This window comes from Xanthomonas hortorum (assembly GCF_024339125.1).
GTDB lineage: Bacteria > Pseudomonadota > Gammaproteobacteria > Xanthomonadales > Xanthomonadaceae > Xanthomonas > Xanthomonas hortorum.
In genome coordinates this window covers 4,001,788-4,016,426 of sequence record NZ_CP101417.1, presented here as the reverse complement: position 1 = coordinate 4,016,426, position 14,639 = coordinate 4,001,788, and the positions used below count along the sequence as shown (strand labels likewise).

The following is a 14,639-nucleotide window of genomic DNA, read 5'->3' as shown; positions in this document are numbered from 1 at the left end:
AAACGGCGCACTTCCATCAGGGTGGCGAGGCTCACACCAGATCGCGATAGTCCTGCAGGATCACCATCACCAGTTGACTGCGCGAGCGCACGTCCAGTTTGTTGAACAATTGCTGGAACGTGGCCTTGATGGCGCTCTCCGAGCTGCCGAGTTGGCGGGCGATCAACTTGTTGGATTGGCCGCGCAACAGGCCGCGCAGCACTTCGCGCTCGCGTTCGGTAAAGCTGGGGCGGCTTTCCTGCGTGTCCTGGGCGACCAGCGATTGCAGGTAGCGTTGGTCGATCAACACCCGCCCCATCGCAACCGCATGAATGCTGTCGATCAGCTCGTCGGTGGAGACGTCCTTGCGGCAGATGCCCGACACGCCAAGGCGTATCAACGCCAATGCATCGCGCTCGGGAAGCCCGGCGGTGACCACCAGGGTTGCCGGGCGCTTGGCCTGGTCGGCCTGCCGCCGCATGTAGTCCAGCGCGTTGTATTCGCCCATGTCGTAATCAAGGATGACCACGTCCGGTGCCAGCGATGCGATCTGCACGATCGCCTGTGCCAGGTTGCCGGACTGCCCGACCACATCGAACCGTGCGTCGGCGCCGAGCAGGCGCAGCAGGCCTTCGCGGAACAGCGTGTGGTCATCGAGCAGATACAGACGCACCGGATTACGCCGCGACTCATCCATCCAGCGTCTCCGCCAGTGGTGCATGCGCAAGCGGCATGTGCAGCTCGAAGCAGGCGCCCTCGCCTCCCGGTGCGTAGCGCAGCGCGCCCTCCTGATTGCTCATCAAGGCGCGCGAGATGTAGAGCCCCAATCCGGACCCATCGCTATCACTGCGAAACGGCTGGAACAAGCGCCCGGGCTCGGCGATGCCCGGGCCGGTGTCACGCACGCTCAATACGGCACTGCCCTGCTCCATGCGGGCGCTGACGATCAGCTGGCGCCGCGGCTGCGGCAGCGGCTGCACCGCACGCAGCGCGTTGCGTGCCAGGTTGAGCAGCACCTGCAACAGCGCATGACGGTCGCCGTGCACCGCCGGAAAATCCGCCGGGATCTGGATGACCAGCTGGCCATCGATGTCGTCCCAGTCCGAGCGGATGATTACGTCCAACTCGCTGCACAGGGTCTGCAGGCGGGTCTCGTGCGCCGCATGCGGTGTCTGCCGGCGCAGGTTGAACGAGGCCAGTTCCATCAATGCGGCGACCAGGCTTTGCAATGCGGCCAGGTCCGGATCGGCGCGGATGGCCGGATGACGCGCAAGATTGGAGGTCACCACGCCAGCGGCCGAGCACAGGTTGCGGATCTCATGCGAGACGGCGCCGGCGAGCAGCCGATTGTTCTTGAGCAGGTCATCGAAGTGCGCCGATTCGCGCGCGCGCACTTCTTCGCTGGTGTCGACCAGGATCGCGGCCAGATGGCGCTCCTCGCTGTCTTCGTAGACCGAGAACCAGGTGGTTGCAGGAAACGTGCTGCCATCGTCGCGCCGGCCCCAGGTGCTGGCCGATGTGCGCATGCCGTCGAGGTTGGCGCTCATGCTGAGCGCGTCGTCGAGCAGCGGCAGGAAGTCGCGCACGGCGCGCCCTTGCAGCCCGCCCTCCTCGGCCATGTCGAGAATTTCGTGGGCGGCGCGGTTTGCCGCGACGATACGTCCATCGCCGGCCACGGTCAGCAGCGCGGCGGGGCTGCTCTCGGCAAGCAGGCGCAGTTGCCGCTCCAGCCGCCGGCGCAGGCGTTGTTCGGCACGCAGCTGCACGTAGTGCGAGAGGATCACCCGGCGGGTGCGGCTGATCTCGGCCACCAGCAGGCCGCAGCCGGCGTAGGCGATGGTCGCCATGAAGAAGCGCAAGGCCTGCTCGACCAACGATTCTTCGGTGACGAACAGACCGCGTAGCGCCGCACAGGCGACGGCGGCAATCACAATATTTCGCCGCGACAGCACGGTGGCTGCCAGCACCACCGGCAGGATGTACAGCAGCCCGAGCGACACGCCCAGGTGTGAGTACCACTCGGCCAGCACCAGCAGCGCGAGCATGGCCAGCGACGCCCACAGCGTGGGAGCTCGATTGAGCCTGACCACCTGCCCGCGCCATTTGAACGGCAACCTCAGTCTGTCCATTGCTTCACCACGTTCCGAATCATCAATCAGCTGTGCTCATGCAACAGCATTGCGGCGGCGCCCGCTTATTGCATCCTATCGAAAGATAGCTGGACGGCATCGTTGGACGGCGCAGTGACCGTCCAACGCTGGCGCAAGGATGGCAGACACATCCGTGGAGGCTGGGTGTAATGGCGGCACCCACGTCGATACCGCCTCCCATGATTCTTCGCGATACGTTTCCGCTGCGCCGTATCTGGCCAAAGACCTACAAGCGCTTGCTGGTGCTGCTGGCATTCGATTGCGCGGTGGCCGGGCTCTACACCTTTGTCGATTGGCATTGGCTGTCGATCGAGGCGCTGCCGCTTGCGCAACTGGGATCGGCACTAACGATCTTTCTGGCGTTCCGCGCCAATGCCGCGTACGGCCGTTGGTGGGAGGCGCGTCAGCTGTGGGGGTCGCTGGTGAATACCTCGCGTGCGATCGCGCGTCAGGCGCTGACCGCATTGGATGTGGATCCAGCCGATCCACAGCAGGTGACGCTGCGCGACGACATCGTGGTGCATCAGGTGGCCTTCGTCCATGCGCTGCGCTGCCATCTGCGCAAGCAGAATCCGTTTCCGGAACTGGCCGGGCTGCTCGGCGCAGAGCGCGCCGACGCACTGCGCGTCTATGCCAACATCCCAAATGCCCTGACCTTGCGCCTGGGGCAACAGCTGCAGCAGGCCCGTGCCCTGGGCATGCTCGACAGCCTGCGCTGGTCGTCGCTGGATGCCAACCTGACCACGCTTGCCAATATCCAGGGTGCCTGCGAGCGCATCAAGAACACGCCGCTGCCACGCCAGTTTTCGTCGCTGCCGCGCGCCTTGGTGAACCTGTATTGCTGGCTGGTGCCGCTCGGCCTGATCGCCGGCATGGGCCTGGCGATGCCGATAGCCTCGGTGCTGATCAGCTTCACGTTGATCGCGATCGACAGCGCCAGCAGCGCGATCGAGGACCCGTTCGAAAACACCGTGCACGACACCCCGATGACCGCGTTGTCGCGCGGGATCGAATTGACCTTGCGCGAAATGCTCGGCCAGCGCGTGCCGCTGCGCGAGGTGCGCGCCATCGACGGTTTCATCTACTGACCAGGGACACAGCCATGCAGACCACGCCCACCCAGCTGATCTTTGCCACCAACTTTTCCGAGACCTGCCATGCCGCGATCCCGACGGTGGCGCAATTGGTCGACCGCCTGCGTGCACGCCTGACCATCCTGCACGTGCATGCCAAGGGCAAGCGTGCGCAGGCGCAACAATCGCTGGACTCCTTCTTTGCCGAAGCGTCCAACTACCCGGGCTGCGAACGTGCGCTGAGCAGCGGCCCGGCCGCCGCCGGTATCGTCTCGTTCTGCCGCAGCCGCAACGATGCGCTGCTGATCATGCCGCCCTCCGAACGCACCGGCCTGCCGCGGCCGTTGCATGTCTCCCTGCGTGCGCGGGTGCTGCAGCGCGTGGCCACGCCGATGCTGACCCTGCCCTACGCCGAGGCGTTGCCGCGCGATGGCGCCGTGGGCGGTCATGTCGCGTGCTGGATCACCGGCCGCGAAACCAGCCTGGACTCCTTGCGCGATGCGGCAGCGCTGGCACGTCGTCGCGGCGCAGACCTGCATCTGCTGCATGTGATGCCAGACATCAGCGAGGGCTTGCTGATGGACAGCCTGTTCAACGACCAACCCTTGACCGAATCGGCAGCTAGCCATTGGCTGAGCGAGCTTGCCGCGCAGTTGCAGGACGACGACTTACGCGTGCGCATCCACGTGGCAGTGGGCAACCCACGGCGCGAAATCGCCAGCCTGCTCAAACGTGCCCGCGCCGATGTGCTGGTGGTCGAACACGATGCCGTGGTGCGTCGCGGCGTCTGGCGCTCCTCGCTGCATGCCGCATTGGCGAAGACGCCGTGCGTGTTGATCTGCCTGCCTCCCGGCCGGCTGCGCGCTCCGGCATTGCGGGTCACGGTGGGGCCGTCGCTTGAGGGGCAAGCGACTGGTCTGGCAAGCCGGCTGCTTGCACGCGTGCAACGTCTTCAGCTGCATGGGTGAGGATCGCAACAGACCAGCTGTTTTTGCGGTTCCACACACGTCAATGCCCGGCTCCTTGCGGAACCGGGCATTGGCGGTGAGTCGCTGCGCCGCTTAGTTTGGTGAAGCGGGCGCCGAAGCGGGCGCCGCCTCAGGTGCGGGATTCGGCACGGCGTTGGGCGCGGCATCAGGCGTGACCCGCCAGATGGTATTGGCCAGGTCGTCAGCAACGATCAGCGCACCACGTGGGTCGACAGTGACGCCGACCGGACGGCCGCGAGTCAGGCCATCGTCGCCATGGAAGCCGGAGACGAAGTCGATCGCATCGCCTGCCGGGCGACCATCGCGGAACGGCACGAACACCACTTTGTAGCCGACCGGCGGGTCGCGGTTCCAGCTGCCGTGTTCGCCAACGAACACACCGTCGACAAACTGCGTCCCCATCGCTGCAGATGAAAATGCAACGCCGAGTGCGGCCACATGCGAGCCCAATGCGTAATCGGGAACGATGGCCGATGCGACCTTTTGCGGATCCTGCGGCATCACCCGTGTGTCCACATGCTTGCCCCAGTAGCTGTAAGGCCAACCGTAGAAGCCGCCTTCGCGCACCGAGGTCAAATAATCGGGAACCAGGTTCGGGCCGATTTCATCGCGCTCGTTCACCACGGCCCACAACACACCGCTGCCCGGCTGGATCGCCAGTGCGGTGGGGTTGCGGATGCCGGTCGCGTAGGGCTTGTGCGCACCGGTTGCCGGATCCACCTGCCAGATCTGCGCACGATCGATCTCCACCGCCATGCCGCGCTCGGTGATGTTGCTGTTGGAGCCGATCGCCACATACAGGTAACGCCCGTCGGCACTGGCGGTCAGCGCCTTGGTCCAGTGATGGTTGATGGCCGAGGGCAAGTCGGTGACCTTGGCTGGCGCGCCGCTCGCCTTGGTCTGCCCTTCGCGATAGTCGAAGCGCACCAACGCATCCTGGTTGGCGATATAGAGCGCGTCGCCGATCAGCGCGAGCCCGTAAGGCGCGTTGAGGTTTTCAGCGAATACCGTCTTCAGCTCATAGGTGCCGTCGCCATTGGCATCGCGCAACAAGGTCAGCCGGTTGCCACTCTTGACCGATGTATTGCCCTTGGCCTTAATCGCGCCGGCAATCACGTCCTTGGGCTTGAGATTGGGCGCGCCGCCACCTCGACCTTCGGCCACCAGAATGTCGCCATTGGGCAACACCAGGGTCTGGCGCGGAATGCCCAGGTCGGTGGCGATCGCAGCGATGCGGTAGCCGGCTGGCACGGTCGGACGCCGGTCGCCCCACGCGGTGGGCTTGGCGATGGTCATGTCGGGCATCAGCCCGCGGTCGGGCTCCGGCAACTCCGGAGTGGCGCCACGCTGATTGAGCTCGGGCGCCTTGCTGCAGGCGGCCAGTGCTGCAGCGAGTACGGACACTGCAATGATCGTGATGGTTTGACGCTTCATCGTGCACCTCCTACGCGCAGGCCGGACAATCCCGCCCAGGTTGCGACCAACGCAAACGCGGTTGCGATCGCTGAAAACACCAGTGCCGCCGGCATCACTGCCCAGGCGTCACGCGCATGATGCAAGGCATCGAAAAAGCCCACGATCCACGCCGCGCCGAGCGCGATGATGTAGATGACGTTGCGGCTTCCACGCGCGAATCCAACGATCGCGCACACCAGCGCAATGCTGGTCAGCACCATCGCCGCGACCAGCAGCCAGGCGGCAAAGTTGCTCCACTGGATCTGGTAAGTGCTCCAGTAGGCGTAGTCGCTCAGTAGCGCACCGAGAAACAGTGGCCACACGCCACCGAGCACGGCGGCATGGAATGGATGGATCGCCCAGGACCGGGCGGGAAGCGCAGTTGAATTCATGGCGGACTCATTTAGGACGAGATCTGGACGTGGCTTGATGCTGCCAGCAGGCATGTGATGAGAAGCGCAATGTAGATACTAGCGGCTGGCGTCTTTGTTGGTCTGGGCACGCGCAAGCGCGCTTGCGGCTGCGATGAGCTCTGGCAGTTCCTGCCGGAAGGAATCCGCGTATCCGGGCAACAGGGTCGCCTTGAAGCTCGCGTGGTCGAACACCGGCTTGTCCTGCAGGTATGCGATCTCCCGGCCTTGCAGGACAAAGTTGAAGCAGGCACGCCAGCGCGGATCCGGGCTGCTGGACAGATGCACTTCGATGAGACTGCTGGCATCGCTCGCGGTGTTCTTGGGTGCAGCGGAAAATGCGCGCACCGAGATCTGGCTACTGCTGTTCATGCGCGCAATGATCGTCTGTGGACCGTCGCGGTGTTGTGAGTCGATGGCAGCTCACGCTTTGCGTGCCGGTTGGGTGGCGTCAAGCTTGCACCTAGCTGGCTCTGCAGGTTTCAAAGGTTTGATGCCAGCCATCTCACAGAACGTGCACACGCCTCAAGTCCGGATTCACGTCAGCAATGATGCGTAGTGAGTAGTTTTTGTTGATCGAGGTCGGCTGCGTGTTGCGATTTTATTTGCTGTGGATTGCTTTCGGAATACCATTTGGTTGATCAATTCCTGACCGCCACTGCTGGCTGTATCGAGTAACAAGCCCGGCAATGAAATCGTTCCGCTGCTTTATGAATCCTTTTATCTAAGAGCGACCTGTGCAGTATGCGATCTGCCGTGTTTAAAGCTTCATTGCAAACAGCAGCAATGAATCCCGTTGATTCCTTGCAAGTTGCAAAATTAGCGCCCACTCTGGAATCGACAACTTCTTACTGGGCAAGCCTTACTGGTTCAAGCCGCTCAATGCAGGCACTGAGGTGTGTATGGGGCTCACCATGATCCGGAACATCGGTCACTACCGATTGACGGCGCACACGGCGCCGGCAGGTGCCTTGTACGCTCCGGAAATTCTTGTCTCTTTCGAAGATGGCATTACTCTGCGCGGTTATAAACCGCCGGATGTCAGATTCGATACCCAGCTTGCTGCGAGGCATTACGCCAGGCAATGGATGGGCAGATGCAAGCTCTCGGCGTTGGGCATTCTTGAAGACAGCTGACATGGCTGTGCTTTCCGGGGCGCCGCACCGATCAATGAAGACTTACAAGGCGCCGTTTTGCAGACCAGCGCTCGCCCACGATGGACCTGGCATGCTCTGCCGCCACACGTGCCAGACCATGCGCATTGACGAATTTGACGCGCCCATCCAACGAAATTTCCTTGATGGAATCCAGCGAGAGTTCGACCACTTGCCGGTAGCGATGATCGGGGAAATCTTGCGTCGTGTTCATCGTGCTCAAATCGATCACATGCCTTTCGCGTGGGAAACGTAGTGTGGTGCGGGCATCCTCAGAACACCTGCTTTATGGAATTCAAGAACGAAAAACTGATCCTCGTGGTCGACGACGATGTTGACACCCTTGAGGTCGCTGCGCTGTTGCTGTCGGCTATTGGATATGCGGTTGTGACTGCTGTAGACGCCCAGGAAGCACTCGAACATATCGACAACCATCCGGGCATCGACCTGCTCTTTACCGACCTTCAGATGCCGGGCCTGCTGGACGGCTATGGTCTCATCTCTTACCTGCGCTCCAATGGCAACAATGTGCCAGCCATCCTCACCTCCGGTCTGGGCCGCTCGCCCAACGGGCTGCCCGAGCGCACCATCTTCCTGAGCAAACCCTACACGCGCCGTGGTCTGGTGCAACAGATTGAGGCGTTCGTCGGTCACTAGAAACAGGGCGGCTGCAGCGCGGCCCCCAATTGCACAGCCCGCTTCACAGCGATGTCATCGATTGAGCGCCTCACACGCTTTGCACCACTCGCTGCTTAGCTTCCTTGCGATGAGCGCACGCATCACATCCAACGATCCAGTTTTTTCATCGCCTGACGATCTCGACGCAAAGAACGGGCTCAACCAATCAATGCTGCAACGTTGGTTGCGCGATCACCCTGTGCTCCCTTTACCAGGGCGCGGCCGAACTGCCGAACGCTGGCAGCTGCTCGCCGATATCGCTGCGGAAGACCTGTGTGTCGCCAAGTTTCTGGAAGCGCATTACGACGCGCAGGCCATCTGTGCCGATCTGGCTGTCGAACTGATCGAACCGGGGCAGCGCTGGGCTGTGTGGGCGGCGGAGCCACCGGGTTCGGACATGCGATTTACCGGCAGCACGCTCGAAGGAACCAAGGCGTGGTGCTCTGGTGCAGCACAGGTCACGCACGCGTTGGTGACCACGCAGCACGCCGGTGCCAGCGGTCTGTTTGCGGTGGCCTTGAATCAACCCGGTGTGCAGATCGATGCAAGTGGCTGGCAGGCGATCGGCATGCGCGACATCGAGACCGCCAATGTCACCTTCACCAGGGTTCCCGCGCAGCAGGTTGGAGCGAGCGATGCGTATCTGACACGGCCAGGGTTCTGGCATGGTGGTGCCGGCATCGCCGCATGCTGGTTTGGCGCAACCAGCGCCGTTGCCGATGTGCTACGCACAGCGTCTCGGGTACGCCGCGATCCGCATGCCGCTGCGCACCTGGGCGCCATCGACGCAGGCTTGGCCGCTGCTGGTGCGTTGTTGCGTCAGCTCGCGCAACAGATTGACGCACAACCGCAGGATCCGCAGATGCGCGGCGTGCTGCAGGTACGCAGTGTTGTCGAGGCGGTGGCGCGCGACACGCTCGATCGGGTCGGCCGTGCCCTGGGCCCGGGTCCGCTTTGCGGCGACCGCGTGCATGCACAGCGCTGCGCCGACTTGTCGGTCTTCATCCGACAACACCACGGCGAACGTGATCTGCAAGCCTTGGGTGAGCTCTGCCATCAACAGGATCTCGCATGGAAGATTTGACCGGTCAGCCAATCGAAGGCGCAGGCACACCCGAGTCGGTGTGGCGCGATGCAGCGTGTCTGAGTGGCATGCCGCGCAGCTCGCTATCGCAACTGCTGCAAGGCAGCCCTCGGCTGGTCGTGGTCGCGCCCCACCCTGACGATGAAGTGCTTGGCTGCGGTGGGCTCATCGCAGCTGCACGCGCGGCTGGTGTACCTGTGCTGATCATTGCGCTCACCGACGGCGAGCTGGCGTATCCCGACGAACCGGGCTGGGCGCCGCAGGTGCTTGGCCCTGCGCGTCGGCTGGAGCTCGACGCAGCCGTTCAACATCTGGGTCTGTTGCCAGGCGCGTTGATCCATCTTGCATTGGGTGACGGCGCGCTGGCTGCGTGCGAGGTGCGCATTGCAGAGGCCGTGGGCGGCTTGCTCGATGCAAACGATACGGTGCTGGTGACCTGGCAACGCGACGGCCATCCCGATCACGAAGCCGCATCGCGCGCCACCAAGGCTGCCTGCGACACCCACGGTGCGCGCTTGCTGCAATACCCGGTCTGGGCATGGCATTGGTCGCAACCGGACGATGGCGTCTTTACCGACGAGCGTGCGACCCGATTCGATCTGGCTCCCGCAGTGATGGAGGCGAAGCGGCAGGCCATCCAGTGTTTCGCAACGCAGATCGGTCAGTGCACGCCGGCTGTTGCGGCGCCGATCCTGCCATTGCACGTATTGGAACGGTTCGATCGCTCTTTTGAGGTGTTCATCCGATGACGGCCTTGAGCGTCGCGCATTTCGAGCAGCTGTATGCCGACGACGACCCGTTCGGCTATCGCTCGCGTTGGTACGAGCAGCGCAAACGCGAGATCCTGCTCGGCACCCTGCCCTATCGACGCTTTGCAAAAGGTTGGGAATTTGGATGTTCCAACGGAGAACTCACTGCAGCACTCGGGCAACGCTGCGACGCGTTGCTGGCCACCGATCTCTCTCAGCAGGCGGTCGATCTGGCGAGTGCGCGCGTCGACCAGATGCGCCATGTGACCCTGCAACAAGCGGCGCATCCTGCGGATTGGCCGGAGGGCAGCTTCGATCTGATCGTGTTCAGTGAGGTCGGTTATTACCTGGAAGATGCCGCATTCGAAAAAACCGCTGCACTGTTTGCGCAATCGCTCAGCGAGCGCGGTTGCCTCGTCGCCTGTCACTGGCGTCACGACTTCCAGGGCGCGCTGCGCAGTGCAGAGCGGGTGCATGAAGGATTGAACGATGCATTGGCGCTGGAAACGCTGTGCACGTATCAAGACCCTGATTTCGTGCTGCAGGCATGGATGGCTGGACCGTCGATTGCGCAACAGGAGTGCCTGCGATGATTGCGGTGACCATTCCGGCGCATAACGAAGCAGCGTTGATTGGGCAGTGTCTACAATCCATCCTGGTGGCGGCAGGGCATCCGCAGTTGTATGGCGAGCGCGTGGAAATCCATGTCGCGCTCGACCGCTGCACCGACCTCACTGGCAGCATTGCCCGTTCGCATGGCGCCATGACGCTCAAGACCAGCGGCGGCGTCGGCATTGCGCGTGCGGCAGCGGCTTCTGCGGCAATCTCTCGCGGTGCGCGCTGGCTTGCCTTCACCGATGCCGACACCCGCGTGCCACCAGACTGGCTGTCGGCCCAGCTTGGCTGTGCGGCCGATGTATTCTGCGGCGTCGTGGAGGTTGGCGATTGGCGCGACTTTCGGCCGGAGACGCGCAAAGCCTTCATGGACACGGAAATCCGCTGTGACGGCCATCCGCATGTGCACGGCGCCAACCTGGGCATGAGCGCAGCTGCCTACCTGGCCGCCGGCGGTTTTTCCACGCGCACCTCCAGCGAAGACGTCGCCCTGGTCTGCGCACTGGAAGACGCCGGCATGCACATCGCGCGCCTGGTCACCCCGGTCGTCAACACCAGCGCCCGCCGCGACGCCCGCGCCACCGGCGGATTCAGCGATTACCTGATCCGTCTGGAAGCCGCCGTCATGGCCATGAGCCCTGTGCCCAGCAAGAACGCGTAGCAAGACAGCCATCGGTTCAACGGCGACACGTGATCAAGCTACGACAGATCGGACATGCACGCCCAGGTCCTATGGTCTGCACGATCGTCATTCATGACGGGCGGTTACCAGTCATCAGTGGGTGTAAAATGCACCCATTGAACGCAAGGCCCGGCCCTGATGAAGAAAACCGAAGACACGCCTGAAGGTGCACGACTGCGTGAGCTGCATGGCGCGCTGCTTGAGATCGTTGGTGTGATGAACCAACCGCAGCGCGATGCAGCGATGATTCTGGAGGCTGGGATCACCCTGGAGCGCGCGCAATTTCCGCTGCTGGTATTGATTGAACGGTTCGGGCCGATCGGCGTGGTCGAACTTGCCGATCGCGTGGGGCGCGACTACACCACCGTCAGCCGGCAGATTGCAAAGCTGGAAGAACAAGGCCTGGTCAGCCGGCGCGAGAGCGCTGCCGACCGTCGTGTGCGCGAGGCGGTGATCACCAGGAAGGGAAAGACGATGACCGACAAGGTCGATGAAGCGCGCAAGAAGATCGGGTTCTCCATCTTTTCCGAATGGAAAGAGCGCGATCTCGATGCACTGGTGCGTCTGATGCGCAAGTTTGCGGACGATCTCAAACGCGGCGTTCCATAAGAGGCCCAGTCATCTCTGCGACCTGAAGGAGACCTACGCGGGAGCTTCACACTTGTCGATTCGAATGATCACATCAACTCGAATTCGGCATGCTCTGTCGCAACAACACCGGTCGTGTGCAGGTAGTCGGTGATGCGCTGCGTTGCCTCGATGCGGCCGGTGAGGGCAACGTAGCCGTCCGGCCGCACTAGCACCAGATCGCCCGCTGCCAGCCCATAGGCACGTTCGATCTGCTGGCCCGGATCCTGCAGATCGCCGTCGCTACCGATCGAATAGCTGCGAACACCCGGATAACACGGCAGCGTGTGTGCAGCGATCTGGTAAGCCAACAACGTCCAGTGCGGTCCCTTGAACAGCTCGAACAGGCGCGTTGCCTGCCCTGCCGCGCCAAGCAAGGGTGCATCCGGTGCGCGCCAACCGGAGGCGATCGCGGTCGTAGAGGTGGTCGGCCACACCAATACAGAGGCGTCGTAGTGCAGGTCCAGTTGCTGCGTCTGCCGACTACGGCGCAAGTCGCCCTGCTTGGCTGCGTCGAGCAGCTTGACCGACAGGCCCAGCATTGCGGCAGCGATTGGCCGGCGTTCCTGCTCGTAGCTGTCGAGCAGGCTCTCGGACGCACCGCGCACCACCGCAGCCAGTTTCCAACCCAGGTTGTAGGCATCCTGCACGCTGGTATTGAGCCCCTGCCCGCCAGTCGGTGGATGGATATGGGCGGCGTCGCCAGCCAGCAAGATGCGCCCGACGCGATAACGGTCGGCCAGTCGCGCGTTCATCGCATATGCCGATGCCCAGAACACCTGCTCGACGCGGATTGCGGTGTCGCCGATGCGCGCGGCGATCATCGCGTTGAGGCCGCCGACCGACAGATCGATGTCGCCTTCCAGCGGCACCGGTGCCTGGATCTGGAACCAATCGGTCCCCGCCAGCGGGCAAAACGAAATCTGGGTTTGCATCGACGCCTGGTTGAAGCGGTGCCAACACGCCCGATCCAGACCACGGATGACCACGTCGGCCACGATTGCGCGCACGCCCAGCGTCTTGCCGGGGAAATTGATCGCGAGTGCCTGCCGCACAAAGCTGCGGCCGCCATCGGTTGCCACAAGATAGCGGCAGCGGATCACCTGTGGCCCGCCGCCATCGCTTAGCTGCACGCTCACGCCGGTGGCGTGCTGCTCCAGTCCGACCAGCTCGCATCCATAGTGCGGGGCATGCCCGAACTCGGCGAGACGCTCGCGTAACACGCGCTCGGTCAGGAATTGCGGGGCCATCAATGGCTGCGCAAACGGCTCGGTCATGGTCGGCTCCGCACGATCGGGTTCGGCGTCCGTGTAGCTGCCGTCCTGAGCATAACTGCGTTCAGGCGGATACGGGCCGCCCACGGTTACCAGGCGGTTTGCGATGCCCAGGTCTTCGAAAATCTCCAGCGTTCTCGGTTGGATGCCCTTGCCGCGCGAGCCACCGAACGGCTCGCTGATCTTGTCGATCAAGCGGAACTTCACTCCCCGGCGCGCCAGCTCCAGCGCCAGGGTCAGGCCGGCGGCACCGGCGCCGCAGATCAGCACATCGAGGTCTTTGTCGTCGTTCATGGCCATCCATATATGTGCAATATGCACTTAATCTGGCGGCAGCTTAGGCCCATCGAAAAAAGAGTGCAAGTAGCACATATTCAGCCGGCACTGCTGGCTTGGCCCGGCCGGCGCGCAAGGCCCGCGCTCTGCATCCTTTTCAGTCGCGTTCGCCGCGCAGAACCGACTGCAGAAACCTGACGACCTGGGCGGAATGACCCCGCGCGGCGAGTTCGGCTGCCGTCTTACCTCCCAGCTCGCGAATCGGGTCGTGATGAAACCAAGCGGCCGCTTCGGCAACAGGAACAATCTTCAGCGCCAACGTCAGGATCGTCGCCTCATCTCGCATACGGCGGTATCGGCGATGAAGACGACAGGCAACTACAGAAAGCGGTCATGGCGAACTCCATAGGCGAAGCATCGTGGTGGCAAGCAAGACGGCGTAGGACGCAGTGCGATTGCGCTGCACGTTGCCACGCCGATGTCGGTGGAACGTCGCAAGCGCCGCTGCTGCACTGCCGACATTTGGCCGACATGCATGACGCACGCTGCTGCCGCGCCATCGCTCCCTGCTCGACCGCGGGTCGGCACAGCGGCGGCGCTGCCCTCTCCCACTGAAGCCTCCCCATGACGCATTCCCGTTTCTTCCTCGCCACACTATTGGCACTCCCCTCTCTCGCCGCAGCGCAGACCACACCGGAAGCGGACCCATCGCTGGCCGAACAATCGCCTTATCGCTGGGGCCTGGGCCTGGGCGCGATTGCCTCGGATAGCCCGTTCGCCGGTGAGGGCACGCGGATCAACCCGGTGCCATTGATCCTGTTCGAGGGCGAGCGGGTGTTCTTGCGCGGTATCACCGGCGGATACCACATCGTCAAAGGCGAGACCTTCAGCCTGGATGCGATTGCGGCGCTACGCATGGACGGCGTGGCGGCAGACGATCTGGGTAGCGAGGAATTGGCGCGCAACGGCATCGATCGCGCGTTGCTGGAAGATCGCGATGACAGTCTGGACCTGGGTCTGGTCGGTACATGGGAAGACGCGGCAGGCGAATTCGAATTCACGGCCAAAGCCGACGTGACCGGCACCAGCGAAGGCTACGAATTGACTGCGCGTTACGGCTACCCCATCAGCGTGGGACGCGGCCGATTGACGCCCAGCGTCAGCATCAGCCACCTCTCCAAGGACATGGCCAATTACTACTACGGCACGCTGGACGAGGAAGTCGCGCGCGGTGTGGTGGATTACAAGCCGGATTCGGCCACCGTGCCGACCGTGGGTGTCACTTATGTGCGACCGATCGGCAAGCGCTGGCAGTTCATGACGCGCCTGCAATACAGCGTGTTGCCCAGCAAGCTCAGCGACAGCCCGCTGCTCGAACCCGATACCGACGGCGTCGGCACGGTGTTGATCGGTTTTTCCAGGGGCTTTTGATGACACCGGGCCA

Annotated in this window: 17 protein-coding genes and 1 pseudogene; 10 read left to right on the top strand and 8 right to left on the bottom strand. The window is 63.1% G+C overall.

Annotation, left to right across the window (positions count from 1 at the left end):
- Positions 1–31 precede the first annotated feature (31 nt).
- The gene (locus tag NMB96_RS17165; RefSeq protein ID WP_023904044.1) at positions 32–676 is read right to left on the bottom strand and encodes a LuxR C-terminal-related transcriptional regulator; all 645 of its coding nucleotides are present in this window, start codon (positions 674–676) and stop codon (positions 32–34) included.
- Positions 669–2,108 carry an ATP-binding protein gene (locus tag NMB96_RS17160; protein WP_043889221.1) on the bottom strand — a complete coding sequence of 480 codons (1,440 nt, stop codon included), beginning with the start codon at positions 2,106–2,108 and terminating at the stop codon, positions 669–671. Before NMB96_RS17160 ends, NMB96_RS17165 begins: the two co-directional genes overlap by 8 nt.
- A gap of 200 nt (positions 2,109–2,308) precedes the next feature.
- On the opposite strand from NMB96_RS17160, the gene NMB96_RS17155 reads away from it, so the two are divergent.
- Both NMB96_RS17155 and NMB96_RS17150 read left to right on the top strand, forming a co-directional pair.
- The gene (locus NMB96_RS17155; RefSeq protein WP_176340946.1) at positions 2,309–3,217 is read left to right on the top strand and encodes a bestrophin family protein; all 909 of its coding nucleotides are present in this window, start codon (positions 2,309–2,311) and stop codon (positions 3,215–3,217) included.
- Between the two features lie 14 nt (positions 3,218–3,231).
- A complete protein-coding gene (locus tag NMB96_RS17150; RefSeq protein ID WP_023904041.1) occupies positions 3,232–4,170 on the top strand; it encodes a universal stress protein in 939 nt (312 codons plus the stop codon).
- Between the two features lie 93 nt (positions 4,171–4,263).
- Here NMB96_RS17150 and NMB96_RS17145 read toward each other — a convergent pair whose 3' ends face one another.
- From NMB96_RS17145 to NMB96_RS17135, 3 genes are all read right to left on the bottom strand, one after another.
- Positions 4,264–5,625, bottom strand: a complete 1,362-nt coding sequence (locus NMB96_RS17145; protein WP_255085329.1) for a PQQ-dependent sugar dehydrogenase — start codon at positions 5,623–5,625, stop codon at positions 4,264–4,266.
- The gene (locus tag NMB96_RS17140; protein ID WP_255085328.1) at positions 5,622–6,038 is read right to left on the bottom strand and encodes a hypothetical protein; all 417 of its coding nucleotides are present in this window, start codon (positions 6,036–6,038) and stop codon (positions 5,622–5,624) included. The genes NMB96_RS17145 and NMB96_RS17140 overlap by 4 nt, the downstream gene beginning before the upstream one ends.
- Before the next feature lie 78 nt (positions 6,039–6,116).
- Complete coding sequence (locus NMB96_RS17135) at positions 6,117–6,428, bottom strand: hypothetical protein (protein ID WP_023904038.1); 312 nt, start codon at positions 6,426–6,428, stop codon at positions 6,117–6,119.
- Positions 6,429–6,970: 542 nt separating this feature from the next.
- Here NMB96_RS17135 and NMB96_RS17130 point away from each other — a divergent pair.
- Positions 6,971–7,192 carry a hypothetical protein gene (locus NMB96_RS17130; RefSeq protein ID WP_023904037.1) on the top strand — a complete coding sequence of 74 codons (222 nt, stop codon included), beginning with the start codon at positions 6,971–6,973 and terminating at the stop codon, positions 7,190–7,192.
- Between the two features lie 58 nt (positions 7,193–7,250).
- On the opposite strand, the pseudogene NMB96_RS17125 reads toward NMB96_RS17130, so the two are convergent.
- Positions 7,251–7,424, bottom strand: a pseudogene (locus NMB96_RS17125) (PAS domain-containing sensor histidine kinase); the annotation flags it as partial.
- 74 nt (positions 7,425–7,498) lie between these two features.
- Between NMB96_RS17125 and NMB96_RS17120 the strand changes: the two are divergent.
- The 6 genes from NMB96_RS17120 to NMB96_RS17095 all read left to right on the top strand — a co-directional run bounded on the left by NMB96_RS17120 (position 7,499) and on the right by NMB96_RS17095 (position 11,627).
- On the top strand, positions 7,499–7,867 hold the full coding sequence (locus NMB96_RS17120; RefSeq protein ID WP_255085327.1) for a response regulator: 369 nt from the start codon (positions 7,499–7,501) through the stop codon (positions 7,865–7,867).
- On the top strand, positions 7,845–8,972 hold the full coding sequence (locus NMB96_RS17115) for an acyl-CoA dehydrogenase middle domain-containing protein (RefSeq protein ID WP_255085326.1): 1,128 nt from the start codon (positions 7,845–7,847) through the stop codon (positions 8,970–8,972). The genes NMB96_RS17120 and NMB96_RS17115 overlap by 23 nt, the downstream gene beginning before the upstream one ends.
- Positions 8,960–9,721, top strand: a complete 762-nt coding sequence (locus NMB96_RS17110) for a PIG-L deacetylase family protein (RefSeq protein ID WP_255085325.1) — start codon at positions 8,960–8,962, stop codon at positions 9,719–9,721. The genes NMB96_RS17115 and NMB96_RS17110 overlap by 13 nt, the downstream gene beginning before the upstream one ends.
- Positions 9,718–10,314: a class I SAM-dependent DNA methyltransferase gene (locus tag NMB96_RS17105; RefSeq protein WP_255085324.1), complete on the top strand. Its 597-nt coding sequence runs from the start codon at positions 9,718–9,720 to the stop codon at positions 10,312–10,314. Before NMB96_RS17110 ends, NMB96_RS17105 begins: the two co-directional genes overlap by 4 nt.
- Positions 10,311–10,997: a glycosyltransferase family 2 protein gene (locus NMB96_RS17100; protein WP_255085323.1), complete on the top strand. Its 687-nt coding sequence runs from the start codon at positions 10,311–10,313 to the stop codon at positions 10,995–10,997. Before NMB96_RS17105 ends, NMB96_RS17100 begins: the two co-directional genes overlap by 4 nt.
- A 159-nt stretch (positions 10,998–11,156) precedes the next feature.
- Positions 11,157–11,627, top strand: a complete 471-nt coding sequence (locus tag NMB96_RS17095; protein WP_255085322.1) for a MarR family winged helix-turn-helix transcriptional regulator — start codon at positions 11,157–11,159, stop codon at positions 11,625–11,627.
- A 68-nt stretch (positions 11,628–11,695) separates the two neighbouring features.
- On the opposite strand, the gene NMB96_RS17090 is transcribed toward NMB96_RS17095, so the two are convergent.
- Together NMB96_RS17090 and NMB96_RS17085 are read right to left on the bottom strand one after the other, a co-directional pair.
- Positions 11,696–13,213 carry an FAD-dependent oxidoreductase gene (locus tag NMB96_RS17090; protein ID WP_255085321.1) on the bottom strand — a complete coding sequence of 506 codons (1,518 nt, stop codon included), beginning with the start codon at positions 13,211–13,213 and terminating at the stop codon, positions 11,696–11,698.
- Positions 13,214–13,352: 139 nt separating this feature from the next.
- Positions 13,353–13,514, bottom strand: coding sequence for a hypothetical protein (locus NMB96_RS17085; protein WP_229015252.1), 162 nt, complete (start codon positions 13,512–13,514; stop codon positions 13,353–13,355).
- 305 nt (positions 13,515–13,819) lie between these two features.
- Between NMB96_RS17085 and NMB96_RS17080 the strand changes: the two genes are divergently transcribed.
- On the top strand, positions 13,820–14,626 hold the full coding sequence (locus NMB96_RS17080) for a MipA/OmpV family protein (protein ID WP_255085320.1): 807 nt from the start codon (positions 13,820–13,822) through the stop codon (positions 14,624–14,626).
- Positions 14,627–14,639: the final 13 nt, after the last annotated feature.